Source organism: Polaromonas sp. OV174 (assembly GCF_900112285.1).
Lineage (GTDB): Bacteria > Pseudomonadota > Gammaproteobacteria > Burkholderiales > Burkholderiaceae_C > Polaromonas.
Map to the genome: position 1 here is coordinate 1 of NZ_FOKZ01000038.1, position 25,566 is coordinate 25,566.

The following is a 25,566-nucleotide window of genomic DNA, read 5'->3' on the forward strand; positions in this document are numbered from 1 at the left end:
TAAAAAGCTCGACAAATGAAAAAGGGAACGTGTTGAACACGTTCCCTTTTTACCTTCCTTTGGCTTCGTCAGCTCTTAACTGACTGGCATTGACCCTTGGGTGGCCTTTTTTCATGCTGCGAGCAAGACTGGCTTAGTCGCGTTCGCCGCCCATGATGCCGAGCAGGGCCAGCAAGGCCTGGAACACGTTGAAAATGTCCAGGTACAGGGCCAGCGTGGCGCTGATGTAGTTGGTTTCGCCGCCGTCCAGAATCTGCTTCAGGTCATACAGCATGTAGGCGCTGAAAATACCGATCACGGCGACCGAGATGGCCATCATGCCGGCGGTCGAGCCGACAAACACATTGATGATGCCGCCCACCATGACCACCATGGCGCCGACAAACAGCCATTTGCCCATGCCGGAGATGTCGCGCTTGATCACGCTGGCCAGGGTGGCCATGACAAAGAAGACGCCGGCCGTGCCGCCCATGGCCGTCATGATCAGCTCGGAGCCGTTCTTGAAGCCCAGGATCATGCCAATCATGCGCGACAGCATCAGGCCCATGAAGAAGGTAAAGCCCAACAGCACCGGCACGCCTGCGGCCGAGTTCTTGGTTTTTTCAATCGCGTACATGAAGCCAAAGGCGCCGCCCAGGAAGACGATCATGCCGAGGCCGCCGGAGAGCGCACGGGTGACGCCTGTTGCCACGCCCAGCCAGGCGCCCAGCACCGTGGGCAGCAGGCTCAGAGCGAGCAGCCAGTAGGTGTTGCGCAGTACTTTGTTGCGCTGCTCGGCCGAGACCGCAGTGCGGCCATAGTCGAGTGTTTGAACGTTGTCAGTCATGTGCATCATCTCCATAGAGCCCGCGAAGGCGGGATTCATTAATGATTTTAGGGCGCAAGCGTGATTTTTCAATCAAACAGAGCGCCACACTCCTTACTATTTGTAAGGGTTATATAAGCTAATTTGCTGGCAATCAGCGTGCGGGGAGCGCTCAAATTTGCGTATGCTCGATGTCTTTGCCAATACAAACCTGTACCTATGAAATCAAAAGCCGTGCTTGAATTCGCCGACGTCAAAATCATCGCCGCCGCCGCCGAGGCCGAGGCCCTGAAGAACAACTGGGCCGTGACCATTGCCATCGTCGATGACGGCGGCCATCTGCTGCACCTGCAGCGCCTGGATGGCGCGCCACCGATCTCTTCGCACATTGCGCCCGCCAAGGCCAACACGGCTGCCATGGGGCGCCGCGAGAGCAAGATTTATGAAGACCTGATCAATGGCGGCCGCACCTCCTTCCTGTCCGCGCCTTACATCCAGGGCATGCTCGAAGGTGGTGTGCCCATCATGAAAGACGGCCAGTGCATTGGTGCTGTCGGCGTGAGCGGCGTGAAGTCGACGGAAGATGCGCAGATTGCGCGTGCCGGCATGGCGGCGATTGGCCTGTAATACCGGGTAATGTAGCCTCGTTTGAGCTGCAAAAAACCGACCTGAAGGTCGGTTTTTTCTTGCCCGTGGCATGGCGGCTGTTGTGCTGCAAGCCGCTATCTGTGAGTGGAAAAAAAGCCTGGCTAATCGACCCGAAAGAGTCCGTGGCTGGCTAAAAACGACCTTGGGTGCTTGGACACCCGGATCGCCCCACGATGAAACGGTTGCTTGAGCTTGGCGCTCTACTTGCTCAAATCTACTTGGTCAAAATCAGTTTGCCCATGCGCGTGGCCTGCAAGCGGTAGGTCGAGCCGTTGTGGCTGATTTCCACTGTTTTTTGTCCGCGCAAAATTTCGCTACTGCTAAGGCAGCCGGGCGAGGTGCTGGTGACATGACTGCCGACAGCGACCACTGGGTGATCAGCGGTGCGGGTGGGCAGACTCAGAGTGGCTGAATGTGGCGAAAGGGCGGACATGATGCTGAAACCTATTGGGTTTTGTTTATTAAATGATAACCATTCTCATTTAAAAGTCAAGCAAACTTGTCTTGTTACGCGTATTTTTTGTGCGCGTGGCTTGACGCCTGGACGGCGCTCTCGCGGAGCGCCTCCGGTTTAATGCTGGGGTTCGGTGATAAAGCCTATCTTGCGCAGGCCGGCTTGCTGCGCCGCTGCCATGGCTTGCGCCACGCGCTCGTAGCGAACCGCTTTGTCGCCGCGTATATGCAAGTCAGGCTGTGGCTCCAGGGTGGCCGCCAGCTTGAGCCGGGGTGCCAGATCTTCATCGGCAATCTTGGCCTCGTTGAGGAAGTAGCTACCCTCGGCATCCACGCTCAGGCGTATGGTTTCCGGCTTGGTGAGCTGCACCTCGTTGCTGGCACGAGGCAGGTCGATGTTGACCGAGTGTTTCATCACCGGCACGGTGATGATGAAGATGATGAGCAGCACCAGCATGACGTCAACCAGGGGCGTCATGTTGATCTCGTTCATCACCTCATCGCTGTCGTCCTGGGTTCCGAAAGCCATCTCAGTTGCCTTTTTTCATGGCCACGACATTGGCGCCGACTTGGCCGGTGACGCGGGCACCGGTGACGAAATAGGCGTGCAGGTCATGGGCGTAGCGGTTGAGCTTGCCGAGCACCGATTTGTTGCCGCGTATCAGGGCGTTGTAGCCCAGCACCGCGGGAATGGCCACGGCCAGGCCCAGTGCCGTCATGATCAGCGCTTCGCCGACGGGGCCGGCAACCTTGTCAATGCTGGACTGGCCGTTCAAGCCTATCGCCAGCAGGGCGTGGTAAATGCCCCAGACCGTGCCGAACAGGCCGACGAAAGGTGCGGTGGAGCCGACCGATGCCAGGATGGCCAGGCCCGACTGAATTTTTGCGGTGGTGTCGTCAATCGAGTTGCGCAGGCTGCGCGTCACCCAGTCGCTGACGTCCAGGTTGTCATGCAACTGGGGCTTGGTGTTGCCATCCTTGTGCAGCACATGGGCGGTGGCCTCGCGACCTTCCAGGGCCAGCACGCGGAAGGGGTTGCTCGGGTCTTTGCCGAATTTGGCCAGACCATCGGCGAAGTCGGCACTGTGCCAGAAGCTTTCCGTGGCCTTGGCCTGGCTGGAGAGGCGGCGCAGATCCAGCGCCTTGATAAGGATGACCATCCAGGAGGACAGTGACATGAGTAGCAGCAGCACGGCGACGCCCTTGGTGATGAGATCGCCTTGCGACCAGACGTTGGCGAGGCCGAATTGGGTTTCCATTTAACTACTCCAGAGAATTATTCGAGAACAAAATTGATGGGGACGTTGAACCACATTTCCTCGGCTACGCCACCGCGCTTGCCGGGAACATAGCGCCATTTGAGGACGGTATTCAGAGCGGCCTGGTCCAGTCGATCAAAGCCGCTGGACTGGCGAATTTCGGCCTTCTGGGGCACGCCATCAGCACCGATCAGCACGCGAAGGACGACCTTGCCTTGCTCGCCCAGGCGCTTGCTGAGTGGCGGGTAGGCCGGCTTGGGGTTTTGCAGGTAATCGGCATTGCTGGACGGCAGCTGCACGGCTGGCGGCGCAGGAGGGGCTGCGGGTGCAGCCGGTGCTGCGGGAGCTGCCGCCACCGGAGCGGCGGGCAGCGGCGGTGTCACGACACCTGTCGGTGCATTGGGTGAGGGCGTAGTGTCGGCAATGGCCAGTGGCTGCTGCTGCGGCTGTATCGGTGCCTTGGCTGGAGTCACGGTCTTTTTCTGGATCTTGGGTGTGGGCGGCGTCGGTGGCACTGGCTCCACCTTCGGCACGGGCAGCTCGATGAATTGCGCCAACACTTCGGCGGGCACCAGCAGTTCGGCGGTGCGCTTGAGCAGGCCGCTTTGCAGCGCCCAGATCAAGCCCACATGCAGTGCCACCACGACCAGGGCAATCGTGGCATTGCGGCTGAGTGCTGGGCGGGGCGGGCTGGCGGGCAGATAGGCGGAGGCTGAAAAGGTGCTGGCGTTCATCGAGTGATCGGTTATGGGGCGCATGGCCACTAGCGTGCCACAGGGCTTTGGTCAGGGATGGCGGCGAAATATCCAGCACGCAGAGCCGATCACCAGGATCAGGCTGACGGGAAGTGTCACGACTAGGCTTGAGAGCTGTTCCATGAGCTGCCTTCCGAGACGGGGGCGGCTAGCGTGATGTTGGCCGTCGGGCAGCTGCCACTGCATTGCGCCACCACATCACGGGCACAACCTTCGCATTGGCCGCACTGGGTGGCCACGCCAAGCTCGAACTGAATCTCGTCAAAGCCCATTCCGGCGCGGGCGTGGCGGGCAATTTCTCGGTCAGAGATGCGACGGCAAACACAGACGATCATGGTGGGCCTGACTGTTGAGTGGCTGATCAAAATTTAATCAGTGTGCCAATTATAAATACGAATCTGTCGCATTTGCAATCATGTCCGGTGAAATTTTAGGAGATCAGCCTGTGAATCCATGAAATAGGAATCAAAAAGGCCTGTAGGCCTTATGGCTCATGCGCAGAAAGCTACTGATTTAATAGCTGATATGGATCGCCCTAGGCCTTAGACCTCGGCCCACATGCGCAGCAAGTTGTGGTAGCAGCCTGTCAAGCGGACCACTTCCGGACTTTCCGGGCCGCCTACGGGGGCGCGCTCCAGGTCTTTCTGGCGTAGCGCGGTGATCGCCATGTCCATTTCATACAGCAGCCGGCGCTGGTCGTCCGAGCGGACCATGCTCTCTATCCAGAAAAAGCAGGCCAGGCGTTCGCCCCGCGTGACGGGTTCGACGCGATGCACCGACATGCCCGGGTACATCACCAGATCACCGGCCTCGAATTTGATGCGCTGCTCGCCATAGGTGTCCTGCACCACCAGCTCGCCGCCGTCATAGCTGGCTGGATCGCTCAGAAACAGCGTGCAGGAAATGTCGGTGCGCACATGGCGCGCCGTAGCGGCATGCGTGCGCACGGCGTTGTCGATGTGGTTGCCGAAATTGTTGGCCTCACCGCCATAACGGTTAAACAGCGGTGGGTACACCGATTTGGGCAGGGCGCCGGTCACAAACATCGGGTTGCGGGCCAGGGCCACGGAGACGATATGGCGCGCTTGTTGGGCTGCGGGCAGCTCTTCGGGCAGCTGCAGGTTGTTCTTGACAGCGCCGCTCTGGCTGCCCGCCGTGATGCGGCCATCGGCCCAGTCGGCGGTCAGGATCAGCTGGCGCACTTGTGCCAGTTCGTCGGGCTGAAGGGCTTGTTGAATGCGAAGCAGCATGGTGGTGATTTCCCAAGAAAAAAGGGCATCCCCGGCCTGGCAGGGATGCCCGAAGTTTAAAACGCAGTGGTTTAGAACTTGCTGGTCAGGGTCAGGCGCACGCTGCGCGCATCGCCAGGCGCGGCAAAGCCGCGGTACAGCGTGTTGTAGTAGACCTTGTCAAACAGGTTGTCGACGTTCAGCTTGAGGCTGCTTCCTTCGCTGATGCGGTATTCCACCAGGGCATCGGCCTTGACGTAACCGGGCGCACGGTTGGTGCTGGTGACGCTGTTGGCCGGCTTGTTCTGGCTGACGGCGGTGAAGCCGCCGCCTACGCGCCACTTGTCGCCGATGCGATAGGTGGTGAACAGGGTCGCCTGGCGGCTCGGGCTCAGGCCGGGGTTCTGGCCAACTTCCAACTGGCCCGCAGGGTTGGAGCCAGACTGGTCAATCACGGCCTTCAGGAAGCCCAGGCCTGCGAACACATCCCACTGTGGCGTGATGCGACCGGCGATCTCGAATTCGAGCGCATCGGTATGGCGCTTGCCCGACAGCAGGTAGGAGTTGTTGGCTGTGTCGATGTCGGTGTTGCGTTCGTTGTACTTCTCCGTGCGTGCCAGTGCGGTACGGAAGGACAGGTCGCCATCGTAGAGTTCCCACTTGGCGCCGATTTCCATGTTGCGGCTGCTTTCTGGCGCGGTATTGGCCGATTGCGGGTCAAACTGATACAGGTCGCCGGAGGTGTTGAAGGAGGTGCCGTAGGCGGCGTAGTAGCTGACCTCCGGCGTCGGTTGGAACATCACACCCAGACGCTTGCTGAGCAGGCTGTCGGAGCGCGATAGCGGGGTGTTGTTGGGCGCCACATTGCCGTCGCGGTTGAAGTCACCCTTGAAGTTGTCCATACGCAAGCCGCCCACCAGTTTCCAGTAGGGCGTGAGCTCAATCGTGTCCTGCACGTACAGGCCCAGTGTCGTGGCCCGGAAGCTGGTCGCGATGCGTTCGGTGGTGTTGCCGGCAATACCCGCGCTGCCCGGATTGCCTACCGTGGTGGGGGGTTTGGTCGCTATCAGCTGTGGATAGGTCGAACGGCTGGAGTTTTCAACTGCGTATTCGCCGCCCACCAGGATGCTGTTTTTACGGCCAAACCAGTTCGTGCTGGTGAGGTAGTCGGTTTGCAGGAAGGTGTGGTGCTCCTTGCCCGCTTTGGCGTTGGTGCGGCGATTGACGATGGTGCTGTCGTTCAGGTTGCCAATCGTGGTGCCAGCGGCGAAGCTCGATTGCGTCGCCCACATGGCGCGTGAGTAGTAGCCGTCGCGCAGCGTGGTTTTCAGGCTGCTGCCATCGGCCCAGCGATGCGTGTGTGACAAGGTCAGGGCGTCGGCCTTGTCGTTCTGGAAGTCGCTGTCCAGGCCGTACCAGTATTTGTTGGTGGGCGATGGGGCCGGACGGCCGTTGAGCCATGCAAAGCCCCAATCGGGCTTGTCGTTGTAATGCAGGTGGTAGTAGCTGATCTGGAATTCGTTGGCGGTGCCAATGCCAAAACGGTAGTCCAGCGCCAGGCCACGGCGGTGCGTGGAGGCGCCAGCGTTGTCGCCGCGCCCGTCGCTGTCGGTGGCCATGGCGTTGATGCGCAGGGCTGCGTCGTCAGCCAGCTTGAAGTTGAAGTCGCCCTGGTAGCGCTGGTAGCCATCGGTGCCCAGGGTGGCGTTGACTTCGTGCTCGGTGATCAGGCGTGGCTGCTTGCTGACCTGGTTGATGATGCCGCCGGTGGAGCCGCGGCCAAACAGCATGGAGGCAGCACCGCGCAAGACTTCGATGCGCTCGACATTGAAGGTGTCGCGGTTGTACTGCGCAATGTCGCGCATGCCGTCCTGGTAAATGTCGCCGGCTGCGCTAAAGCCGCGCAGACGGATGTTGTCGCCGACCCGGCCGCCTTCGCCGGCCTCAAAGGTAATGCCGATGACGTTTTCCAGCGCGCTCTTGAAGCTGTCCTTGCCCTGGTCGTGAATCAGTTTTTCATTCACCACGGTCAGCGACTGCGGAATGTCCTTGGCGGCCACGGGCACCTTGCCGACGCTGGTGATACCGCTCTGGTAGGTTTGGTTCTCGCGATCGCGAGCGGCCTTGACGGTCACCGGAGCCAAGGTTTTGCCTTGGATGGATGACGTCGCGTTTGCGTCACCTGCGCTGGGGGTCGGCGTGACGTTTTGCGCCCAACTGGACACCGACACGGCCAGCATCAGCGCGCCCAGTGGCAGCAGGGCTGGGCTGGACGATGACGGGGTGTGCGTGATCGAAAGGGTTGCCGCTGAAAAGTTGTCAGCGCCGTTTGAGAGGGCTTTTTTGTTGCGTGCCAAGCGTGCAGCGCGAGCAGAAGGGTGTGCCAAGAAGAGCTCCAAGCGTGATCCGGCCTTGTCGGCGGCGGACCGGGTTTCAGAAAATAGCTTGGCTGTGCTCGAAACAATCCTTCAGGACGCGAGTTGGCTGGCTTGTAAAGTTAGTCTCCGAGTGTATATTAATGAGAATGATTCGCATGCCATTAATGCATAAAACGCCATGTATCTCGCCTTGAACAGGATTTTTGTAGCAAAAAAACAATAGTTGAATGGGCCGGAAATGAAAACGGGGCCCATGGAGCCCCGTTGTTCGGCGCAGCGTTTGGGCGCTGCCTTGCTATGCGGCTTAGCCGAGCTCGCCCATCTGACTTTGCAGGTAATTCTGTATGCCCACCTTATCGATCAGCTCGATCTGGGTTTCCAGGAAGTCGATGTGCTCTTCGGTGTCGTCCAGAATGCCTTGCAGCAGGTCGCGCGAGACGTAATCCCGCACGGACTCGCAATGGGCGATGCCGTCCTTGATGGTGGCCTGTGCGCCCACTTCAAGTTGCAGGTCGCAGTTCAGGGCTTCCGGCACGTCTTCACCAATCATCAGCTTGCCCAGGTCCTGCAGATTGGGCAGGGCGTCAAGCGTGAAGATGCGGTCCATCAGCTTGTCGGCATGCTTCATCTCACCGATGGACTCCTCGTATTCCTTCTTGGCCAGCTTGTCCAAACCCCAGTGCTTGTACATGCGGTAGTGCACGAAGTACTGGTTGATGGCGGTCAGCTCGTTTTTAAGCTGGGCTTGCAGATGAACAATGACTTGTGCGTCGCCTTTCATGGAATTCCCCTTTTTTGTTGTGTTGTGAGGGGGCGATTGTCCCCCGTCGCGGGTTTCAACTCAAGCATTCCCCCACAGGCGCGGTCTGGCTGCGTGTGATTGTGATAACTGTTCGTATTGCGAAGTCTCGCGCCGCAGCGGCCCGCGGGTGGCGGGCCGCTGCGGCAGGCCTCTCAGTGGGCCGGTGCGCTGCTTCGGATCAAGTGGTCAAAAGCGCCCAGGGCAGCTTTGGCGCCATCACCAGCCGCAATGATGATTTGCTTGAACGGCACGGTGGTGGCATCGCCGGCGGCGAAGACGCCGGGCACCGAGGTCTGACCGCGCGCATCCACGATGATCTCGCCGTGTTTGGACAACTCGACCACGCCTTTGAGCCAGTCGGTGTTGGGCACCAGGCCGATCTGGATAAACACACCTTCCAGTTCCACCTTGTGCAACTCGCCGGTCGCGCGGTCTTTGTAGACCAGGCCGTTGACCTTCTGGTCGCCGGTGATCTCTGTGGTCTGCGCGTTGGTGTACACCGTGACGTTTTTCAGGCTGTGCAACTTGCGCTGCAGCACCGCGTCGGCACGCAAAGCCGTGTCGAACTCGATCAGCGTCACATGGCCGACGATGCCGGCCAGGTCGATCGCCGCTTCGACGCCGGAGTTGCCGCCGCCGATCACAGCCACACGTTTGCCCTTGAACAGCGGACCGTCACAGTGCGGGCAATAGGCCACGCCCTTGTTCTTGAACTCCTGCTCGCCGGGCACGTTGATGTTGCGCCAGCGCGCACCGGTCGAAATGATGACGGTTTTGCTCTTCAGCGAGGCGCCGCTTTCCAGCTGCACTTCGAAGAAGTCGGGGCCGGGCACCAATGCCTTGGCGCGCTGCAGGTTCATGATGTCGACATCGTAGTCGCGCACATGCTCTTCCAGGGCGTGTGCGAACTTGGGGCCTTCGGTTTCCTTGATCGAAATGAAGTTTTCGATGCCCAGGGTGTCCAGCACCTGGCCGCCGAAACGCTCGGAGGCAATACCGGTGCGAATACCCTTGCGCGCGGCATACACGGCCGCAGCCGCACCGGCTGGGCCACCACCGACGATCAGCACGTCGAACGGGTCTTTGGCGGCGATTTTTTTGGCTTCGCGCTCAACGCCGCTGGTGTCTATCTTGGCCAGGATTTCTTCCAGGCTCATGCGGCCCTGGCCAAACTCGGTACCGTTCAGGAACACGGTGGGCACGGCCATGATCTCGCGCTCCTTGACCTCGTCCTGGAACAGCGAGCCATCAATCATGGTGGCCTTGATGCGCGGGTTTTGCACCGCCATCAGGTTCAGCGCCTGGACCACATCGGGGCAGTTGTGGCAGGTCAGCGAGATGTAGATCTCGAAGTCGAAGTCGCCGTCCAGCGCGCGGATCTGTTCCAGCACGGCGTCGTCGACCTTTGGGGGGTAACCGCCGACCTGGAGCAGCGCCAGGATCAGCGAGGTGAATTCATGGCCCATGGGCAGGCCGGCAAAACGCGGGCCGTGGTTTTCACCCGGGCGGTTGATGGAGAAAGAGGGCTTGCGCTGCTGGTCATCGCGGCTTTCCGTGACGGTGACCAGGGGCGAGCAATCGGCGACGTCCTTGAGCAGCGACTGCAACTCACCCGAGGCTGGGCTAGCGTCGAGCGAGGCAACGATTTCAATCGGCTGCGTGGCGCGTTCGAGGTAGCTTTTCAATTGGGCTTTGGTGTTTGCGTCGAGCATGGTGGACTCACTTTCGTCAAATAGAGGGAATAAAAAAGCCCGGGTACAAACGCGCCCGGGCTTTGGCGCGCAAGGGCTACTTAGATCTTGCCGACCAGGTCGAACGATGGCGCGATCGTCTTGGCGCCGTCATTCCACTTGGCTGGGCAGACTTCATTGGGGTGCGCCGCGGTGTACTGGGCTGCCTTGAGCTTGCGCAGGGTTTCCTTGACGTCGCGGGCGATCTCGTTGGAGTGCACTTCTGCCGTCTTGATGATGCCTTCGGGATTGATCACAAAGGTACCGCGCAGGGCCAGGCCTTCTTCCGGAATGTGCACGCCGAAAGCGTTGGTCAGCGTGTGGGTTGGGTCGCCTACCAGGGGGAATTTGGCCTTGCCGACGGCAGGCGAGGTGTCGTGCCACACCTTGTGGGAGAAGTGCGTGTCGGTGGTCACGATGTAGACCTCTGCACCCATCTTCTGGAACTCAGGGTAGTGGTCGGCTGCGTCTTCGACTTCCGTTGGGCAGTTGAAGGTAAATGCGGCCGGCATGAAGATCAGAACCGACCATTTGCCCTTGAGCGATTCGTCGGAGACCTCGATGAATTTGCCGTTGAGGTAAGCCTGGGTCTTGAACGGTTGGATTTGGGTATTGATCAGGGACATGGTGGTTTCCTATCTAGGGTTGATGAAACTGTTGATGAGTTGATAGTATATGTGTGTTGAGTTGTTTAATCTAATAGATTTTTACTATCGACTGAATTGCTTCGGTCTATTTTTTTGGGCGCCCTCTCGTGACGAGGCTTGTACCCACCGGGTGCAATGATTTTTCTATTTTAGTTCTTAATGAGAATTATTCGCATATACTAAACTCACTTTAGAGCCAGCCACATAGCTGTCGCAGGGGTCACCGGCCCGATGCGGCCGAGCAGCAAGCCCTTAACCCTCTCATTTTTGGGCTGCTTGTGGCATTTACTCCTCCTTACTCCCGTTTCGCCTTGCGCGAAATTTCCTGGCTGGTTGCGCTGACCTGCGGCGTTGCCGTCACGGCGCATGCGCAATCGGCCGTGCCCGACGCCGGGGCACCGGTGCTGCTGGCTTCCGCCAAGGCACTGAAAGAAGTCGTCGTCAGCGGCTCGCGTAATGAGCAGCTGAGCGACGATTTGCCCATGTCTGTGGACGTCATCAATGCCCACGACATGGAAGAGGGGCAGATTCGCGATATCCGCGATGCGGCGAAAAACCTGCCCAATGTCTCGGTCAAGCGCGCTCCGGCACGCTTCGGGCTGATAGGCGGCAGCAGTGACGGACGTGACGGCAATGCCGGCTTCAACATCCGCGGCCTGGATGGCAACCGCGTGCTGCTGCTGGTCGATGGCATTCGTGCGCCGCGCAGCTATGTGTTCAGCAGCTATTCATTCGGGCGCGACTCTTTTTCCATAGACTTGCTCAAGCGCATAGAGATCATCCGCGGCCCGTCCTCCGTGCTCTATGGCTCGGACGGCTTGGCCGGGCTGGTCAACTTCATCACCCATGAGCCGGCGGATTTCCTGGCAGACGGCAAAACCCTGGGTGGCCGCGCCTCCACCAGCTACAGCGGCGACAACGGCGGCGTCTCGGTCAGCGGCACGGTGGCCGGGCGCGTCAATGAGTCGCTGGAGTGGCTGATCTCGGCCAGCACGAACCGGGGCAAGGATCTGGACAACCAGGGCAGCAACGATTCGGCCAATGTGGATCGCACCCGTCCGAATCCGCAGACGGATAAGGCCTATGCCTTGCTGGCCAAGCTGGTGTTCAAGCCCGATGGCACGCAAAAGCATGTGCTGACCCTGGAGCATGTGGAGAAAAAATCCGAATACGACCTGCTCACGGCACGTTCCAAGCCGCCGCTGGTGGCAACCTCGGTGCTCAGGGGCGAAGCGCTGACGACATCCGAGCGCAACCGTCTGACCTGGGATGCGCGCTACAAGGTGAACAGCCTGCTGGCCGACAACCTGCAGACGGTGCTGAGCTACCAGGATGCGGCCTCGCGCCAGTACACCCTGGAGGACCGCAACACCTCGCCGGACCGGGTGCGCGACATGACCTACGACGAGCGGAGCTGGCAGGCAGGCATTCAGGCCGGCAAGACCATCCGCATGTCGCCCGAATGGTCGCAAAAAATCACCTACGGCCTGGACTACGCCCAGGCCGACATCCTCAACCTGCAAACCGGTCAGGTGCCGGCCGCCGGGGAGACCTTCCCGCTCAAGCGCTTCCCCGACACCAAGGAGTCGAGTACGGCGCTGTATCTGCAGGATGAGTTCATCAGCAACAGCTGGAGCATCACGCCGGGTGTGCGCTTTGACCGCTTCGATCTCAAGGCCAGCCAGGCCGGTTTTATCGGCCAGGCGGCGTCGCTGTCGGGCTCGGCGGTGTCGCCCAAGCTGGGTGTGTTGTACCGCGCCACGCCCGAATGGAGCGTGTTTGGCAATTACGCCAGCGGCTTTCGCGCCCCCAATGCCAGCCAGCTCAATGGATTTTTTGAGAACGTTACGCAGTTCTATAAAACCATTTCCAACCCCAACCTGAAACCCGAGAAAAGCAAGAACCTGGAAATTGGCGTGCGTGGCCGCGTCAATGGACTCTCGCTTGACGTCGCGGCCTTCACCGGCAAGTTCAACAACCTGATCGAAGACAACGTGACCGTGGGCGGCGCCGGCGTGGTCGGCAACCCGACGGTGTTCCAGTCCATCAACATCGGCAACGCCACCATCAGCGGTTTTGAAATCAAGGGCGCCATGGATTGGGGCAAGCTGGCCGGCGGCAGTCTGAGCACGCCCTTTAGCTACGGCCAGGCGAGCGGCAAAGACAAGACCACGGGCAAGCCGCTCAACTCGATTGACCCGGCCAAGCTCAGCGTCGGCGTGAAGTACGAGACCGCAGCCTGGGATGTTCGCCTGGATGCCGTCCGCCATTCGGCCAAGCAGGGTAGTGACGTGAACGTGGTCGCACCCGCTACCCAGTTCCTGGTGCCAGCCGCCACCACGCTGGACCTGGGCGGCCAGTGGCGCATCAATAAAAAGTTGCGCGTCAACGCCGGCATTGCCAACCTGACCGACAAAAAGTATTGGAACTGGTCCGACGTGCGCGGCCTGGCCGCCACCTCGGCGGTCGCCGATGCCTACACCCAGCCGGGCCGCCACTTCAATGTGTCGCTGGTGGCCGATTTCTGAGCGGACTTTTGAGTCCTGACCGGCCGTCATACCGCCTTCAATCCCTGTCTTCATGAAAGGAATGCGCATGAGCCCTCACTCCAATGAATCCGACCACGGCATCAATGACCCGGATGTGCAAACGGGCCAGCCGGGACTGCCCAGCGCCGAAGGCTTGCTCGCCGGAACGCTGGCCCTGATGACCGGCTATGCCCAGGGTTGCTGTGCCGAACATCGTGAGTTGATGGCGAAAAAAATCATTGCCAACCTGCACATGCTGTCGCAGCTGCATGTGGTGAGTCCTGCCTTCAGGAGCGTGAGCATGAATCTGCACGCGCTCTGGGTCCAGCAGCTGCAGCAACAGCAGGACGAAAGCGATCCGCCGACAGCGCCAGCCCTGGCGCAAGCAGCGCAGCAAGGCCAACCCCCTTCCAACTTTTCCACCCCTCGCAACAACGTGCTTTGGCACACCGCACCGGAGATTCTTCAATGAGCGCAGTTCTTCAAACCCAGACCCGGCCCCAGGCCACAACACCTTCAGCCACGGCGGCATCCGATGGGGCCGCCCTGAACGCCGCCAGCTTGCGTGAGCGTTTCAGTGAGGCGCGTAGCAGCGGCAAGCGCGCCAAGGACGCCGCCGAAAGTTTGGGCGTGAGCGAGGGCGAAGCCATGGCCGCCCATGCCGGCACGCATGACTACCCGCTCAAGGCCACGCCCTTGCAAGGGCCCTGGGTCGAGCTGCTGCAGGCGCTGCAGCTGTGCGGCCCGGTGATGGCGCTGACGCGCAACGCCTCCACCGTGCACGAGAAAACCGGCGTCTACGAAAACATCAACGCCACCGGCCACATGGGCCTGGCGCTGGGCGAAGACATTGACCTGCGCCTGTTTTTCAGCCGCTGGCACGCCGGCTTCGCGGTCCATGAGCCGGCCAACGATGCGAAGAATCCGCCCACGCAAAGCCTGCAGTTTTTTGACGCGCACGGCGTGGCCGTGCACAAGGTGTTTGTGCGCGCCGAGACCGACCGCGAGGCCTTCAACGACATCGTGAGCCAGTTCAGCGCTGCCGACAAAAACTATCTGTTCATGCCGGCCCCGGCCAAAAAAGCCGCCGCGCCCGATGGCGAACTGGATGCCGCCGGCCTGACGCAGGGCTGGAGCGAGATGACAGACACCCACCAGTTCTTCGGCCTCATCAGCAAATTTGGCGTCGAGCGCCAGCAGGCCTTCCGGCTAGTTGAAGGGCGCTTTACCGAGCGTGCCGACCTGGGCATCGTGCGCAAGCTGCTCGACGAGGCCGCCATGGACGGCGCCTCCATCATGGTGTTTGTCAGCAGCAGCGGCTGCATCCAGATTCACAGCGGGCCCGTCAAGCGAATCGAGCCCATGGTCACGCCGACGGCGCAGTGGATCAACGTGCTGGATGCGGGCTTCAACCTGCATCTGCGTGAAGACATGATCCAGAACGCCTGGATCGTGCAAAAGCCAACGGCCGACGGCATCGTCACCTCGGTGGATGTGTTTGACGGCGAAGGCGAGCTGATGGCCATGTTCTTTGGCAGCCGCAAGCCCGGCGTGCCCGAGCAGCAGGCCTGGCGCGACATCGCGGCGCGTTTGCCGCGCTTGCAGGCATGAAAACGACGCCATCCCACGACAAAGCCTCCCATGACCACACCCCATCCCACGCTCCGGCGACGCGACGCGTTACGGTTTTTTTCACTCCCGGCGCTACCTTTCGTTGGCGCCGTTTGCGCCGCATCCAGCCTGTCTGCCCCTGCTGCGTGGGCCCAGACGCAGCCACAGCCGACGGCCCAGAAGCTGCCCCGCATCGTCTCGGTCAGCGGCTCCACGACAGAAATCGTTTACGCACTGGGCGCTGAAAAGCAGCTGGTCGGCACCGACAGCACCAGCCTGTTTCCGCTGGCAGCAACGCAAACGCCCAAGGTCGGCTATATGCGGCAGCTGTCGGCCGAGGGCCTGCTGTCGCTCAAGCCCGATGCCGTGATAGGCACGACGGAAGCCGGCCCGACGGTGGTGATGGACCAGATCCGCAGCGCCGGCGTCAAGGTCGAGCTGGTCGAGGCCGACCACAGCTGGGCCGAGGTGCAGCGCAAGGTGGCGGCCGTCGGGCGGGCCACGGCCCGTGTGTCGCAGGCGACGGCCCTGCAAGCCAGTCTCGATGCCCAGTGGGCCGAGGTGCTGGCCAGCGTCGCCCGGCAAGCCGGACGCCGGCCCAAGGCCATTTTCATCCTGTCGCACTCGGCCAGCCCGCAGGTGGCCGGCGACAAAACCGCCGCCCACGCCATGCTGGGTTTCGCCGGCCTGGCCAATGCACTCACCGGCCCCGGCAACCCCAACCATTTCAGCGGCTACCGCCCCATGACCGCCGAAGCGCTGGTAACGGCCGCCCCCGAGCTGATCGTGACCACCACGCAAGGCATTGAGGCCAGCGGCGGCGTTGAGAAATTCTGGTCACGCCCCGGGCTGGAGCTGACGCCCGCCTACCAACGCCGCTCGCTGGTCGTGCTTGATGCGCTCTATCTGATCGGCTTTGGCCCGCGCCTGCCGCAGGCGGTGAGCGAGTTGCACCGGGCAGCGCTTAAAGCCGTGGCATGAAGCACCGCCTGCGTTTCGGCTTGCCGGGCGAGCACCGGCGCTGGCCGGCACGGACTGTGCTGGGCCTGGGCGTGCTGTTGTTTGCTATTAGTTTTATAGCTGGTAGCGCCCGTGGCGCTTACGCCATCAGCCCTTTTCAGCTATGGAATGTGCTGCTTGACATGATCGGCGGCACGGCGCAGCCGTCGCCCGAGCATCTGGTGTTCATGAACATCCGCCTGCCGCGCTTGCTGCTGGGCGTGGCAGCCGGCGCCGGGCTGGGTATGTCGGGCGCGCTGATGCAGGGCCTGTTTCGCAACCCGCTGGCCGACCCCGGCCTGATCGGCGTCAGCAGCGGTGCGGCACTGGCGGCCGGCGTCACCATCGTGCTGGGCAGCCTGTGGTTTCCCGACATGCCGCGCACCCTGGGCAGCTGGACGCTGGTGCTGATGGCCTTCATGGGCAGCCTGGCGGTGACGGTGCTGGTCTATGCGTTGTCGCAGCAGGATGGCGGCACGCGGGTCGGGCTGATGCTGCTGGCCGGCATTGCCATCAATGCGCTGGCCGGGGCCGGCCTGGGCTATCTGACCTTTCTGGCCAGCGACGAGCAGCTGCGCAGCATCCAGTTCTGGCTGCTGGGCAGCCTGGGCGGCGCGCGCTGGAGCGCGACCGCGCTGGTGTGCGCCGTGGTCGCTGTCGCCGTGATTGCCGGGCTGGCCCTGGCCAAACCGCTGAACGCGATTGCGCTGGGCGAAGCGCAGGCCGCCTTGCTGGGCGTGCCGGTCGAGCGCGTCAAGCGCCTTGCCGTGCTGGTGACGGCGCTGGCCGTGGGCGCGGTCACGGCGACCACCGGCATGATCGGTTTTGTCGGCCTGGTGGCGCCGCATTGCGTGCGCCTGCTGGCCGGGCCGGATCACCGTGTCGTGCTGCCGGGTTCGGCCCTGCTGGGCGCTGCCTTGGTGCTGGCGGCCGACAGCGTGGCGCGCACGGCGGTCAAGCCGGCCGAGCTGCCGCTGGGCGTGCTGACGGCCTTCGTCGGCGTGCCGTTTTTCCTGCTGCTGTTGCGGCATTTCAGGAGCCGCTTGTGAACTTGCGAAAGCTGCTCAATCTTTCCAGGCCTGGCTTGCTGCAGGCCGTCCCCTCAGCCGCCATGCCCTGCAGCGCACCAAGCACATCGTCCGCCGCCACCTTGCAGGCGCATGGCGTTGCCGTGGCGCTGGGCGGCCAGTCACTGCTCAAAGCCAGTTCCCTGCAATGCGTGGCGGGCCAGCTCACCGTCATCCTGGGGCCCAACGGCGCGGGCAAGTCAACGCTGATGTCGCTGCTGACGGGCCAGCGCCAACCGACCGAAGGCCATGTGGAACTGGGCGGCCAGGCCTTGCAAGGCCGTGCTGCCGGGGAGTTGGCGCGCTTGCGTGCCTTTGTAGCGCAGGAAACGCAGGTGGCTTTTGATTTCACCGTGCGCGAGGTGGTGGAGCTGGGCCGCTATCCGCATCGCAGCCGGCCCAGCCCGCAGGAGGCCGACATTGCGGGGCTGGCCATGCAGGCCACGGCGGTCGAGCATCTGATGGACAGGCCGCTCAATACCCTGTCGGGCGGCGAAAAAGCGCGCGTGCATCTGGCGCGGGCGCTGGCTCAAGTCTGGGAACCGGTCGCCTTGCAAGCAAGGGACGCCATAAACCAGCCGGGGCCGCGGAACCGGCTTTGCCGGGCCGCAGGCGCAGCGGCCCCCTCGGGGGACAGCGAGCCACACGAAGTGAGCGAGCAAGGAGGCCATGCTGCAAAGGGCACATCTGAGCAAGCAAGGGACTCCATCAACCAGTCGGGGCCGCGGAACCGGCTTTGCCGGGCCGCAGGCGCAGCGGCCCCCTCGGGGGGCAGCGAGCCACACGAAGTGAGCGAGCGTGGGGGCTCCCGTTGGCTGTTGCTGGACGAGCCGACCGCGGCACTGGATTTACAACACCAGCACCGGGTGTTGCAGCTGGCGCGCCGCTGGGCCGACACCCACGGCATTGGCGTGGTGGCGGTGCTGCACGATCTCAATCTGGCGCTGCGCTACAGCGATCGCTGTCTGGTGCTGCAGCGTGGCGAAGTGGTGGCCAGCGGCCCGACCGGGCAGACGCTGACGGCGGAGTGCATTGCCCAGGTGTGGGACGTCGTGGCGCATCCGGTCATGCTGCCGGCGGCCCAAGGCCAAGAGGTGCACCAGTATTTGTTTGAAGCCCAGCCCTAGTGCTTCATAGGTTGCATGAATCCGCCTCAGGCTTCCAGCGCAATCACCACGGCTGATTCGTCGACATGAGCGGTGACGGCGGCGCGGCTCTTCAGGCCGCTGCCCGCCGCAGCAAAGCCGACCAGTTGCAGGCCAGACGCCAGTTGCAGCGACACCTCGTCGCCGCTGGCGCCGCGGTTGATGCGCACCACCCGGCCGTTCAGCGCCTGGCGGCCCGGCGCGGCGAGGGCGCCGTCTACATCCGGCGCCTGCGCCGTGACCTGGACCGCCGTGGCCTTGCAAAGCGCCAGCACCGCCAGCCCTTTTTTCAATCCCAGCAGTTCTGCGCTGGCCTTGGTAATGCGCGACACCAGCAGATCGCCACCGGCCAGCCGCAGCGCCACCCGCACCATCTGGCCCTGGGCGCTGAGCCGCTCGACCTGGCAGGGCAGCTGGTTGCGCATGCTGGTGCGCACGCCTATGCGGCCAAGCGCAGGTGCCGCCATGGCCGGCTGCAGCTGGCCTGCGGCCTGCGCCAGCACTTGCCGGCGCGATTCGGCCAGCTGGCCGGCGACGGCCAGCAGTTGGCTGCCCGCCTCGGTCAGGCTGGCGCCGCCGCCGCCCGCGCCGCCCACGGCGCGTTGCACCAGCATCACGCCGGCCAGGTTGGTCAGCGTGTCTATGGCCTGCCAGGCGGCCTTGTAGCTGACGCCGGCCTCGCGCCCGGCCTGCGAGATGGAGCCACTCTCGCCAATCAGGCGCAGGATTTCGATGCGCTTGTCGGCGGGCTCATGGCTAAGGGCGCTGTCAAAAGAAAGTGAGGTCTTGGCGGCTGGCTTCATGGGGTGATTTTGCCGCGTCGTGAAAGGTCTCGCTATTCCAAATTAGAATAGCGAAATCACACCTGGCCCGCACTTCAATAGCGGCCGTTTCATCAACACCACTATCGGGCTTCTTCATGCATCCCTTTGTTTCGCGTTCAGTCTCGCGCCTTCTTCCGCGTCTGCTGGCCTTGTTGGTCTCAGGTGCCGCCATGGCCGGTGAGGTGCAGGTGGGCGTCGCGGCCAATTTCACCGCACCCATGAAACTGATAGCCGCAGACTTTGAAAAAGAAACCGGCCACAGGGCGGTGTTGTCCTTTGGCGCCACCGGCAAGTTCTACGCGCAGATCACCAACGGCGCGCCTTTTGAGGTCTTTCTGGCGGCTGACGACGAGACCCCCAAAAAGCTGGAGCAAGAGGGCGCCGCCGTGAGCGGCAGCCGTTTCACCTACGCCACCGGCAAGCTGGTGTTGTGGTCGGCCCAGCCTAATCTTGTGGATGGCCAGGGCGAAGTCCTGAAAAAAGGCGATTTCAAAAAAATTGCCATTGCCGCGCCCAAGCTCGCGCCCTACGGTGCGGCGGCGGTGGAAACGCTGACCAAACTCGGCCTGCTGGCCAGCCTGGAGCCCAAGCTGGTGACGGGTGAAAGCATTGGCCAGACCTTTAGTTTTATCTCCACCGGCAATGCCGACCTCGGTTTCATCGCCTTGTCGCAAGTGTATGAAGGCGGCAAGATCAAATCCGGGTCCGCCTGGATTGTTCCGGAGAAGCTGCACAGCCCGATTCGCCAGGATGCCGTGTTGTTAGCCAAGGCCAAAGACAACCAAGCTGCCGTGCAACTGATGGCTTTCCTGAAAACCGAAAAAGCCAAAGCCGTTATCCGCTCCTTTGGCTACGAGCCCTGAGCGCCGATGACCGTGCTTGACGACGCCGGCTGGCAGGCCATCGCATTAACCGCCAGGCTGGCCACCACCACCACGGTGGTGTTGCTGCTGGCCGGCACACCGCTGGCCTGGTGGCTGGCGCGCACCCGCTCCTGGCTCAAGGGGCCGGTGGGCGCGCTGGTGGCCTTGCCGCTGGTGCTGCCGCCGGTGGTGCTGGGTTTTTACCTGCTGGTGCTGATGGGGCCGCAAGGCGTCATCGGCCAGCTGACGCAGTCGCTGGGCTGGGGCTTGCTGCCTTTCAGTTTCGCCGGTCTGGTGGTGGGCTCGGTTTTTTACTCCATGCCGTTTGTGGTGCAGCCGCTGCAAAACGCCTTTGAAGCGATTGGCGACAGGCCGCTCGAAGTGGCGGCCACCTTGCGCGCCTCGCCGCTGGACACCTTTTTCAGCGTGGTCTTGCCGCTGGCCAAACCGGCTTACCTGACGGCGGCGGTCATGGGTTTTGCCCACACCGTGGGCGAGTTCGGCATCGTGCTCATGATGGGCGGCAACATTCCCGGCAAAACGCGGGTGATGTCGGTGCAGATTTACGACCATGTGGAAGCCTTGGAATACGCGCAAGCGCATTGGCTGGCGGCCGGGCTGCTGGTGTTTTCCTTTCTGGTGCTGCTGGCGCTTTATACCTTGCAGCCCACGGGCCGGCGCCGGGGGCAGGGCGTATGAGCGGCATCAATTTGGCGTTTCAGCAGGTTTACGCCGATTTTTCGCTGGACGTGAAACTGAGCTTGCCGGGGCGCGGTGTGACGGCGTTGTTTGGCACCTCGGGTTCGGGCAAAACCACCTTGCTGCGCTGTATCGCCGGCCTGGCGCGGGCCGGTGTGGGCCGGCTGGAGGTCAACGGCGAGGTTTGGCAGGACGACGCCCGCAAGATCTTCATGCCGGTGCACCGGCGTCCGCTGGCCTATGTGTTTCAGGAGGCCAGCCTGTTTGCCCACCTGGACGTGCGGCGCAACCTGGACTACGGCTTGCGCCGTGTGCCGGCGGCGCAGCGCCGCGTGTCCTTGGACCAGGCGATCGAGTTGCTGGGCATTGCCCCGCTGATGCAGCGCCAGACCGGCACCTTGTCGGGCGGCGAGCGTCAGCGCGTGGCCATCGCGCGTGCGCTGGCCACCAGCCCGCAACTGCTGCTGATGGACGAACCGCTGGCCGCGCTAGATGTGCAGCGCAAGGCCGACGTGCTGCCTTACCTGGAGCGCCTGCATGACGAGCTGGACATTCCTATTCTGTATGTGAGCCACGCGCCCGACGAAGTGGCGCGGCTGGCCGACCACCTGGTGTTGATGGCGGCGGGCCGCGTGACGGCGGTAGGCCCCACGCGCGAGCTGATGACACGCCTGGACCTGCCGCTGGCGCATGGCGACGCGGCGGCCGCCGTGATAGAGGCCACCGTGAGCAGGGTGGAGCCGACCTACCACCTGAGCCATGCCGTCTTTGCCGGCGGGCAGATCAGCCTGCTTAACCCGACCCTGAAAGCCGGCCAGCGCGTGCGTGTGCGCATCCAGGCGCGCGACGTCAGCCTGACCCTGTGGCGGCAGGAGGGCACCAGTGTGCTGAACATATTTGCCGTGACGGTTATCGGCATTTCTGCCGACAGCCCGGGCCAGATGATGGTCGGGCTGGATGCCAACGGCAGCACCTTGCTGGCCCGCATCACGCAAAAGTCGGCCGATACGCTGCAGTTGCGGCCTGGCAGCCAGGTCTATGCGCAGGTCAAGGGCGTGGCAGTTGTGGGCTGATGCGGCCCGGTTATTCTTGAGGTGCTATCAATAACATAGCTGGTTGCTAAATAGGAGCGGCGCTCACGGACTGTTTTGCTTGAAAATTCAAGTGGAAAATCACGAAAATCCCCTGCTGTCCATGGCCGTTTGCTGTTGCTGAACGATCAACTGCGCCAGTGTGGTGGCAGCCCGTTCCAGCTCGGCTTCTTCGGTGGCTGTGAACCCGATCAGTACGCCCGGCTCCAGGCGCGCGCGGTGGCAGTAGTCGGCCAAACCATGGAGCTGAATTCCGTTGGCGACGGCCTGTGATCGCAGCGCGCTTTCCGTAACGCCCTCAGGCAGCCATAGCAAAAAATGAAAGCCAGCATGCGCGCCCGACAGACGCAGCGACGGCCCCAGATGACACCGAAGCACCTCAATGACAATGTCGCGCCGCTTCAGGTAGACCATCCTGACCGCGCGCAAGTGGGCTCCGAACAAGCCCGATTGCAGAAACGCCGCCAGCGTCAGCTGATCCAGCACGCTGTTGGCCCGGCCGGTCAGCGCACGCAGACGCAGAAAGGGCTGGATCAGCGGCTTGGGCACCACCATATAGCCTATGCGCAGCGACGGGAACAGGGTCTTGTTGAAGCTGCCGCAATGAATCACGCGGTCGGCCGCGTCTATGCCTTTGAGCGCGCGCATGGGCGCTCCCGCATAGTTGATCTCGCTGTCGTAGTCGTCCTCCAGGATCCAGGCCTTCCGGTCCGCCGCCCATTCGAGCAGTTCTGTGCGCCGACGCTCCGACATTGAAACACCGAGTGGCGACTGGTGCGCCGGGGTGACATAGACCAGCGTCGCACGCTTGGAGGAGCGGACCTGCTGCATGCTGATCCCGTCGCGATCGACCGGCACGGGCACCACATTGGCGCCTTGGGACTTGAACAATTCATAGGCCGCCTGGTAGCCGGGGTCTTCGATCAGCACCTCGGAATCGGCTGCCAGCAGCCGCGCCGTCAGGTCGACGGCATGGCGTATGCCGGTGACGACGATGATGGCCGCGGCGTCGCAGCGCAGTCCCCTGGCGCTGCCGAGGTATTTGGCGATTTCCTTGCGCAGCGGCAGATGACCGGCAGGGTCGTCCTCTGCCAGCGTTTGCGCATCCATGCGCTGAAGGCGGTCGGACATGATGCGGCGCCAGCGGTCCAGCGGAAACTGCGCCGGATCGGCCAGGCGCCCGAGAAAAGGCTGGCCGTAGCGCAGGCCCAGCGCATGCTCACGTTCTTCGTCCGGCCTGAGCTCTCCTGCGGGCCGGCTCGCGGAGCCTCCGGGCGCCGGCTGTGTTGAGCGGAAAAAGGAGTCGGGTGGGGCGCCGCTGACATGCGTTCCGATGCCGGTGCGGCTTGCGGCATAGCCTTCCATGACTAGGCGCTCGTAGGCCGACTCGACAATCCCCCGGGACACCTGCCAGGATTTCGCCAGGTCGCGCGTCGAGGGCAATCGGCTTTGTGTCGGCAAGCTGCCATCGAGTATCAGCTCGCGGATGGTGCGGTAGACCCAGGCTTGCTTGGCTTCATCGGGCTGTCGTGGCGCCAGCGGCAGCGCCAGTGCATAGGTTTTGCGAACGTTCATCGCGAGTTTCCTGCTGGGGCGGCTCTTTCCATGCGGCGAGGATAGCCCATGCAATGGCCCAATGCGAAACCCGGCCAATGGCTCTTCAGGTCGGCCACAGCGCTTCATAAACTGGGCCCTAATGCGATACCGGCGATACCGCCGCACTTTTTATTCGCAAGCAAGGGCTGACATGCAGGACAGAAACGACAAGGTAGAGCAAAAGCTGGTTCCCGGCATCGTCGGGATGGCCGCCAAAACCAACGCCATCTACTACGTGGAAATGCACCAAGCGGCGGGCCGGGTTCTGAGCTCGCCCATTTCATTTCGATCGGTGATGGTCACGCCGGATTTCAGCATCCTGATCCAGGCCGCAAAATCCGGCGACACTGCCGCCGCCAGCGAGTCCATCGTCCAGGGTGCGAAAGACGCGGCTGCCGCCGGTGCGGATTTCATCGTGATTGGCTCCAACACGGGAAGCACCTTCGCCGATGCCGTGGCCGCTCAATCGGGACTGCCGGTATTAGGCATTGCCGAAACCGTCATCGCCACCGCCCGGGAGAAAAACTTCCGCAGGATAGGACTGGTGAGCACCCGGCAGACGGCGCGCTCCAGGATGTACCAGGCCTTGGGCGCCGCGTCCAGCATAGAGTTCTTTCCCCCATCGCCCGCCTTGGCCGATGCCGTGGACAGCTTGATTTTTCAGGAGCTGGCGCAGGGAAAAACCAGCGCCGCAGGGCACCAACTGGTGCTGGACGTGATCGAGTGGTTTCGCAGCCAAGAGGCCGACGCCGTGGTCTTGGCCTGCACGGATCTGACGCTGCTCACCATGGACCCCGCATCCACCGCACTCCCGCTCCTGGACAGCACCCTTTTGCATGCTCGCGCTGCAGCGGCGCTCGCGGTTCAGGGCAGGCAGCAAAGCTGAAGTTTGTCAGTCACTAGTTTTTATCGCGACTTTTTAACCCGGAGTTCTTATGCCAATGAAACTGAAATTAACTGTGGCCACAGCCCTTGCAGCAGCGGCTGGTTTGGCGTTCGCGCAGGACCTGCAAGTCGTGACCATAGCTACCGTCGGGCCGCTGTCGGGTGCCATTGCTCACCTGGGCAAAGACTACGCAAATGGCGTGCTGATGGCGGTTGACGACCTGAATGCGAAAAACCTGGTGATAGGCGGTAAAAAGATCCAATTCAAGGCCAGCGTGGAAGACGATGCCGCCGATCCCAAGCAAGGCACGGCCGTGGCGCAAAAGCTGTGCGACAACAAGGTGAACGGTGTGGTCGGTCACTTGACCTCGGGCACCAGCATTCCCGCGTCCAGGATTTACAACGACTGCGGCATTCCCATGGTCGTCGCCTCCGCGTCCAACCCTGCCTTGATGAAGCCGGGCTACAAGACCTCGTTTCGCATCGTCGCCGATGACAACATCATGGGCGTCGATCTGGCGCACTATGCCGCCGACACCTTGAAACTGAAGAAAGTGGCCATCGTCGATGACCGCACGGCCTTCGGCCAGGGTGTGGCAGAAGTGTTCAAGAAAACGGCTTTGGCCAAGGGCATGCAGGTGGTGGACGAGCAGTACACCAACGACAAGGCCACGGACTTCATGGCGATCCTGACCGCTATCAAGTCCAAGTCGCCCGATGCCATCTTCTACGGCGGCGTGGACGCTCAGACCGGCCCCATGCTGCGCCAAATGGACCAGTTGGCCATGACCAACCTCAAGTACATTGCCGGTGATGGCGTTTGCACCAAGACCATCGTCAAGCTTGCCGCGGGCGCCAAGAGTCTGGACAACGTCGTATGCGCCCTGGGTGGCTCATCGATCGAGAAGATGCCTGGCGGCCAGGACTGGAAGAAACGCTACGACGCCAAGTACCCCGGCGACTTCCAGCTCTTCAGCCCCTACAGCTACGATGCCACGATGGTGCTGGCCGATGCCATGACGCGGGCCAACTCCACGGACCCCAAGGTCTATCTGCCGCAAGTGGGGAAGACCGACTACAAGGGCGTGACCGCCAGAATCTGGTTTAAACCCAATGGTGAAATCAAAGATCCCGCCGTCACGCTTTTTATGTACAAAGACGGCAAGCAAGTAGCGCTGAACTGAAGTGTTTTGCCGACTCAAGAAAAAGCCACCTCGCGGTCAATGCCAGTCAGTTAAGAGCTGACGAAGCCAAAGGAAGGTAAAAAGGGAACGTGTTCAACACGTTCCCTTTTTCATTTGTCGAGCTTTTTACAAAACACATTAGACGAGACGCTGGCGTGCTTGCCCGCCGGTGGCATCAACGAACTGAGCGCGCTGATTGATCCGGCCTGGATCGAACAAGCACTCGCCGCCACCGGCAAGGCCTCCATTCGCCGGCGCAAGCTGCCAGCCGACCACGCGGTCTGGCTGGTGATCGGTCTGGCACTGTTTCGACAGATGCCGATGTGGCAGGTCGTCCAGGAGATGGCGCTGACACTGGATGGACAAGA

27 protein-coding genes are annotated in these 25,566 nt (G+C 62.1%); 13 read left to right on the forward strand and 14 right to left on the reverse strand.

Annotated features, from left to right (window positions below; all coding sequences use genetic code 11):
* Window positions 1-133 precede the first annotated feature (133 nt).
* Window positions 134-826 carry a Bax inhibitor-1/YccA family protein gene (locus BM160_RS20640; protein ID WP_092008068.1) on the reverse strand — a complete coding sequence of 231 codons (693 nt, stop codon included), beginning with the start codon at window positions 824-826 and terminating at the stop codon, window positions 134-136.
* A gap of 198 nt (window positions 827-1,024) precedes the next feature.
* Here BM160_RS20640 and BM160_RS20645 point away from each other — a divergent pair, with 198 nt between their 5' ends.
* On the forward strand, window positions 1,025-1,432 hold the full coding sequence (locus BM160_RS20645; protein WP_092008047.1) for a GlcG/HbpS family heme-binding protein: 408 nt from the start codon (window positions 1,025-1,027) through the stop codon (window positions 1,430-1,432).
* A gap of 235 nt (window positions 1,433-1,667) precedes the next feature.
* On the opposite strand, the gene BM160_RS20650 is transcribed toward BM160_RS20645, so the two are convergent.
* The 10 genes from BM160_RS20650 to ahpC form a co-directional block, all read right to left on the reverse strand.
* Window positions 1,668-1,886: a hemin uptake protein HemP gene (locus BM160_RS20650; protein ID WP_092008048.1), complete on the reverse strand. Its 219-nt coding sequence runs from the start codon at window positions 1,884-1,886 to the stop codon at window positions 1,668-1,670.
* 138 nt (window positions 1,887-2,024) lie between these two features.
* On the reverse strand, window positions 2,025-2,435 hold the full coding sequence (locus BM160_RS20655; RefSeq protein ID WP_092008049.1) for an ExbD/TolR family protein: 411 nt from the start codon (window positions 2,433-2,435) through the stop codon (window positions 2,025-2,027).
* Between the two features lies 1 nt (window position 2,436).
* Window positions 2,437-3,165, reverse strand: coding sequence for a MotA/TolQ/ExbB proton channel family protein (locus tag BM160_RS20660; protein ID WP_092008050.1), 729 nt, complete (start codon window positions 3,163-3,165; stop codon window positions 2,437-2,439).
* A gap of 17 nt (window positions 3,166-3,182) precedes the next feature.
* Window positions 3,183-3,899 (reverse strand): energy transducer TonB, encoded by a 717-nt coding sequence (locus BM160_RS20665; RefSeq protein ID WP_092008051.1) that lies wholly within the window; start codon window positions 3,897-3,899, stop codon window positions 3,183-3,185.
* Window positions 3,900-4,021: 122 nt separating this feature from the next.
* Window positions 4,022-4,255, reverse strand: coding sequence for a (2Fe-2S)-binding protein (locus BM160_RS20670; protein ID WP_092008052.1), 234 nt, complete (start codon window positions 4,253-4,255; stop codon window positions 4,022-4,024).
* 207 nt (window positions 4,256-4,462) lie between these two features.
* Entirely contained in the window at window positions 4,463-5,170 is a 708-nt protein-coding gene (locus BM160_RS20675; protein ID WP_092008053.1) for a Fe2+-dependent dioxygenase, read from the reverse strand.
* A gap of 71 nt (window positions 5,171-5,241) precedes the next feature.
* The gene (locus tag BM160_RS20680; RefSeq protein WP_143093309.1) at window positions 5,242-7,536 is read right to left on the reverse strand and encodes a TonB-dependent receptor; all 2,295 of its coding nucleotides are present in this window, start codon (window positions 7,534-7,536) and stop codon (window positions 5,242-5,244) included.
* A gap of 295 nt (window positions 7,537-7,831) precedes the next feature.
* The gene (gene bfr, locus BM160_RS20685; protein WP_092008055.1) at window positions 7,832-8,308 is read right to left on the reverse strand and encodes a bacterioferritin; all 477 of its coding nucleotides are present in this window, start codon (window positions 8,306-8,308) and stop codon (window positions 7,832-7,834) included.
* A 173-nt stretch (window positions 8,309-8,481) separates the two neighbouring features.
* A complete protein-coding gene (ahpF, locus tag BM160_RS20690; protein ID WP_092008056.1) occupies window positions 8,482-10,041 on the reverse strand; it encodes an alkyl hydroperoxide reductase subunit F in 1,560 nt (519 codons plus the stop codon).
* Window positions 10,042-10,121: 80 nt separating this feature from the next.
* Window positions 10,122-10,685: an alkyl hydroperoxide reductase subunit C gene (gene ahpC, locus BM160_RS20695; RefSeq protein ID WP_092008057.1), complete on the reverse strand. Its 564-nt coding sequence runs from the start codon at window positions 10,683-10,685 to the stop codon at window positions 10,122-10,124.
* Window positions 10,686-10,984: 299 nt separating this feature from the next.
* On the opposite strand from ahpC, the gene BM160_RS20700 reads away from it, so the two are divergent.
* From BM160_RS20700 to BM160_RS23010, 6 genes are all read left to right on the forward strand, one after another.
* Window positions 10,985-13,234 carry a TonB-dependent hemoglobin/transferrin/lactoferrin family receptor gene (locus tag BM160_RS20700; protein WP_255369025.1) on the forward strand — a complete coding sequence of 750 codons (2,250 nt, stop codon included), beginning with the start codon at window positions 10,985-10,987 and terminating at the stop codon, window positions 13,232-13,234.
* A 67-nt stretch (window positions 13,235-13,301) separates the two neighbouring features.
* On the forward strand, window positions 13,302-13,706 hold the full coding sequence (locus tag BM160_RS20705) for a hypothetical protein (protein WP_143093310.1): 405 nt from the start codon (window positions 13,302-13,304) through the stop codon (window positions 13,704-13,706).
* Entirely contained in the window at window positions 13,703-14,845 is a 1,143-nt protein-coding gene (locus BM160_RS20710) for a hemin-degrading factor (protein ID WP_092008059.1), read from the forward strand. The genes BM160_RS20705 and BM160_RS20710 overlap by 4 nt, the downstream gene beginning before the upstream one ends.
* A 30-nt stretch (window positions 14,846-14,875) precedes the next feature.
* Window positions 14,876-15,826 (forward strand): heme/hemin ABC transporter substrate-binding protein, encoded by a 951-nt coding sequence (locus tag BM160_RS20715; protein WP_092008060.1) that lies wholly within the window; start codon window positions 14,876-14,878, stop codon window positions 15,824-15,826.
* Window positions 15,823-16,893 (forward strand): FecCD family ABC transporter permease, encoded by a 1,071-nt coding sequence (locus BM160_RS20720; protein ID WP_092008061.1) that lies wholly within the window; start codon window positions 15,823-15,825, stop codon window positions 16,891-16,893. Before BM160_RS20715 ends, BM160_RS20720 begins: the two co-directional genes overlap by 4 nt.
* Window positions 16,890-18,038, forward strand: coding sequence for an ATP-binding cassette domain-containing protein (locus tag BM160_RS23010; protein ID WP_255369026.1), 1,149 nt, complete (start codon window positions 16,890-16,892; stop codon window positions 18,036-18,038). The genes BM160_RS20720 and BM160_RS23010 overlap by 4 nt, the downstream gene beginning before the upstream one ends.
* 26 nt (window positions 18,039-18,064) lie before the next feature.
* Here BM160_RS23010 and BM160_RS20735 read toward each other — a convergent pair whose 3' ends face one another.
* The gene (locus BM160_RS20735; RefSeq protein WP_092008062.1) at window positions 18,065-18,859 is read right to left on the reverse strand and encodes a TOBE domain-containing protein; all 795 of its coding nucleotides are present in this window, start codon (window positions 18,857-18,859) and stop codon (window positions 18,065-18,067) included.
* Entirely contained in the window at window positions 18,825-18,977 is a 153-nt protein-coding gene (locus tag BM160_RS22705) for a hypothetical protein (protein ID WP_177219103.1), read from the reverse strand. Before BM160_RS22705 ends, BM160_RS20735 begins: the two co-directional genes overlap by 35 nt.
* On the opposite strand from BM160_RS22705, the gene modA reads away from it, so the two are divergent.
* The 3 genes from modA to modC are packed head-to-tail and all read left to right on the forward strand — an operon-like array spanning window position 18,976 to window position 21,515.
* Window positions 18,976-19,743 (forward strand): molybdate ABC transporter substrate-binding protein, encoded by a 768-nt coding sequence (gene modA, locus BM160_RS20740; protein ID WP_092008063.1) that lies wholly within the window; start codon window positions 18,976-18,978, stop codon window positions 19,741-19,743. The genes BM160_RS22705 and modA overlap by 2 nt on opposite strands.
* 6 nt (window positions 19,744-19,749) lie before the next feature.
* Window positions 19,750-20,442, forward strand: a complete 693-nt coding sequence (gene modB / locus BM160_RS20745) for a molybdate ABC transporter permease subunit (protein WP_092008064.1) — start codon at window positions 19,750-19,752, stop codon at window positions 20,440-20,442.
* Window positions 20,439-21,515: a molybdenum ABC transporter ATP-binding protein gene (gene modC / locus BM160_RS20750; RefSeq protein WP_092008065.1), complete on the forward strand. Its 1,077-nt coding sequence runs from the start codon at window positions 20,439-20,441 to the stop codon at window positions 21,513-21,515. Before modB ends, modC begins: the two co-directional genes overlap by 4 nt.
* 99 nt (window positions 21,516-21,614) lie before the next feature.
* Here modC and BM160_RS20755 read toward each other — a convergent pair whose 3' ends face one another.
* Window positions 21,615-23,108 carry a MocR-like pyridoxine biosynthesis transcription factor PdxR gene (locus BM160_RS20755; protein ID WP_177219104.1) on the reverse strand — a complete coding sequence of 498 codons (1,494 nt, stop codon included), beginning with the start codon at window positions 23,106-23,108 and terminating at the stop codon, window positions 21,615-21,617.
* Between the two features lie 172 nt (window positions 23,109-23,280).
* Here BM160_RS20755 and BM160_RS20760 point away from each other — a divergent pair, with 172 nt between their 5' ends.
* The 3 genes from BM160_RS20760 to BM160_RS20770 form a co-directional block, all read left to right on the forward strand.
* Window positions 23,281-24,015 (forward strand): aspartate/glutamate racemase family protein, encoded by a 735-nt coding sequence (locus BM160_RS20760; RefSeq protein WP_177219105.1) that lies wholly within the window; start codon window positions 23,281-23,283, stop codon window positions 24,013-24,015.
* Window positions 24,016-24,064: 49 nt separating this feature from the next.
* Window positions 24,065-25,198: a branched-chain amino acid ABC transporter substrate-binding protein gene (locus BM160_RS20765; RefSeq protein WP_092008067.1), complete on the forward strand. Its 1,134-nt coding sequence runs from the start codon at window positions 24,065-24,067 to the stop codon at window positions 25,196-25,198.
* A gap of 150 nt (window positions 25,199-25,348) precedes the next feature.
* On the forward strand, window positions 25,349-25,566 hold a 218-nt coding region (locus BM160_RS20770), incomplete at its 3' end, for a transposase domain-containing protein (protein WP_177219106.1).

Excerpts from the sequence above, each read along its gene's own strand:
- ahpC (WP_092008057.1), bottom strand. The coding sequence starts at position 10,685 with ATGTCCCTGATCAATACCCAAATCCAACCGTTCAAGACCCAGGCTTAC.
- BM160_RS20650 (WP_092008048.1), bottom strand. The coding sequence starts at position 1,886 with ATGTCCGCCCTTTCGCCACATTCAGCCACTCTGAGTCTGCCCACCCGC.
- BM160_RS20710 (WP_092008059.1), top strand. The coding sequence starts at position 13,703 with ATGAGCGCAGTTCTTCAAACCCAGACCCGGCCCCAGGCCACAACACCT.
- modA (WP_092008063.1), top strand. The coding sequence starts at position 18,976 with ATGCATCCCTTTGTTTCGCGTTCAGTCTCGCGCCTTCTTCCGCGTCTG.
- BM160_RS20645 (WP_092008047.1), top strand. The coding sequence starts at position 1,025 with ATGAAATCAAAAGCCGTGCTTGAATTCGCCGACGTCAAAATCATCGCC.
- BM160_RS20660 (WP_092008050.1), bottom strand. The coding sequence starts at position 3,165 with ATGGAAACCCAATTCGGCCTCGCCAACGTCTGGTCGCAAGGCGATCTC.
- BM160_RS20705 (WP_143093310.1), top strand. The coding sequence starts at position 13,302 with ATGAGCCCTCACTCCAATGAATCCGACCACGGCATCAATGACCCGGAT.
- ahpF (WP_092008056.1), bottom strand. The coding sequence starts at position 10,041 with ATGCTCGACGCAAACACCAAAGCCCAATTGAAAAGCTACCTCGAACGC.
- BM160_RS20665 (WP_092008051.1), bottom strand. The coding sequence starts at position 3,899 with ATGAACGCCAGCACCTTTTCAGCCTCCGCCTATCTGCCCGCCAGCCCG.
- BM160_RS22705 (WP_177219103.1), bottom strand. The coding sequence starts at position 18,977 with ATGAAGAAGCCCGATAGTGGTGTTGATGAAACGGCCGCTATTGAAGTG.
- modC (WP_092008065.1), top strand. The coding sequence starts at position 20,439 with ATGAGCGGCATCAATTTGGCGTTTCAGCAGGTTTACGCCGATTTTTCG.
- BM160_RS20640 (WP_092008068.1), bottom strand. The coding sequence starts at position 826 with ATGACTGACAACGTTCAAACACTCGACTATGGCCGCACTGCGGTCTCG.
- bfr (WP_092008055.1), bottom strand. The coding sequence starts at position 8,308 with ATGAAAGGCGACGCACAAGTCATTGTTCATCTGCAAGCCCAGCTTAAA.
- BM160_RS20755 (WP_177219104.1), bottom strand. The coding sequence starts at position 23,108 with ATGAACGTTCGCAAAACCTATGCACTGGCGCTGCCGCTGGCGCCACGA.
- BM160_RS20735 (WP_092008062.1), bottom strand. The coding sequence starts at position 18,859 with ATGAAGCCAGCCGCCAAGACCTCACTTTCTTTTGACAGCGCCCTTAGC.
- BM160_RS20720 (WP_092008061.1), top strand. The coding sequence starts at position 15,823 with ATGAAGCACCGCCTGCGTTTCGGCTTGCCGGGCGAGCACCGGCGCTGG.
- BM160_RS20655 (WP_092008049.1), bottom strand. The coding sequence starts at position 2,435 with ATGGCTTTCGGAACCCAGGACGACAGCGATGAGGTGATGAACGAGATC.
- BM160_RS20715 (WP_092008060.1), top strand. The coding sequence starts at position 14,876 with ATGACCACACCCCATCCCACGCTCCGGCGACGCGACGCGTTACGGTTT.
- BM160_RS20760 (WP_177219105.1), top strand. The coding sequence starts at position 23,281 with ATGCAGGACAGAAACGACAAGGTAGAGCAAAAGCTGGTTCCCGGCATC.
- BM160_RS20675 (WP_092008053.1), bottom strand. The coding sequence starts at position 5,170 with ATGCTGCTTCGCATTCAACAAGCCCTTCAGCCCGACGAACTGGCACAA.
- BM160_RS20670 (WP_092008052.1), bottom strand. The coding sequence starts at position 4,255 with ATGATCGTCTGTGTTTGCCGTCGCATCTCTGACCGAGAAATTGCCCGC.
- modB (WP_092008064.1), top strand. The coding sequence starts at position 19,750 with ATGACCGTGCTTGACGACGCCGGCTGGCAGGCCATCGCATTAACCGCC.
- BM160_RS20765 (WP_092008067.1), top strand. The coding sequence starts at position 24,065 with ATGCCAATGAAACTGAAATTAACTGTGGCCACAGCCCTTGCAGCAGCG.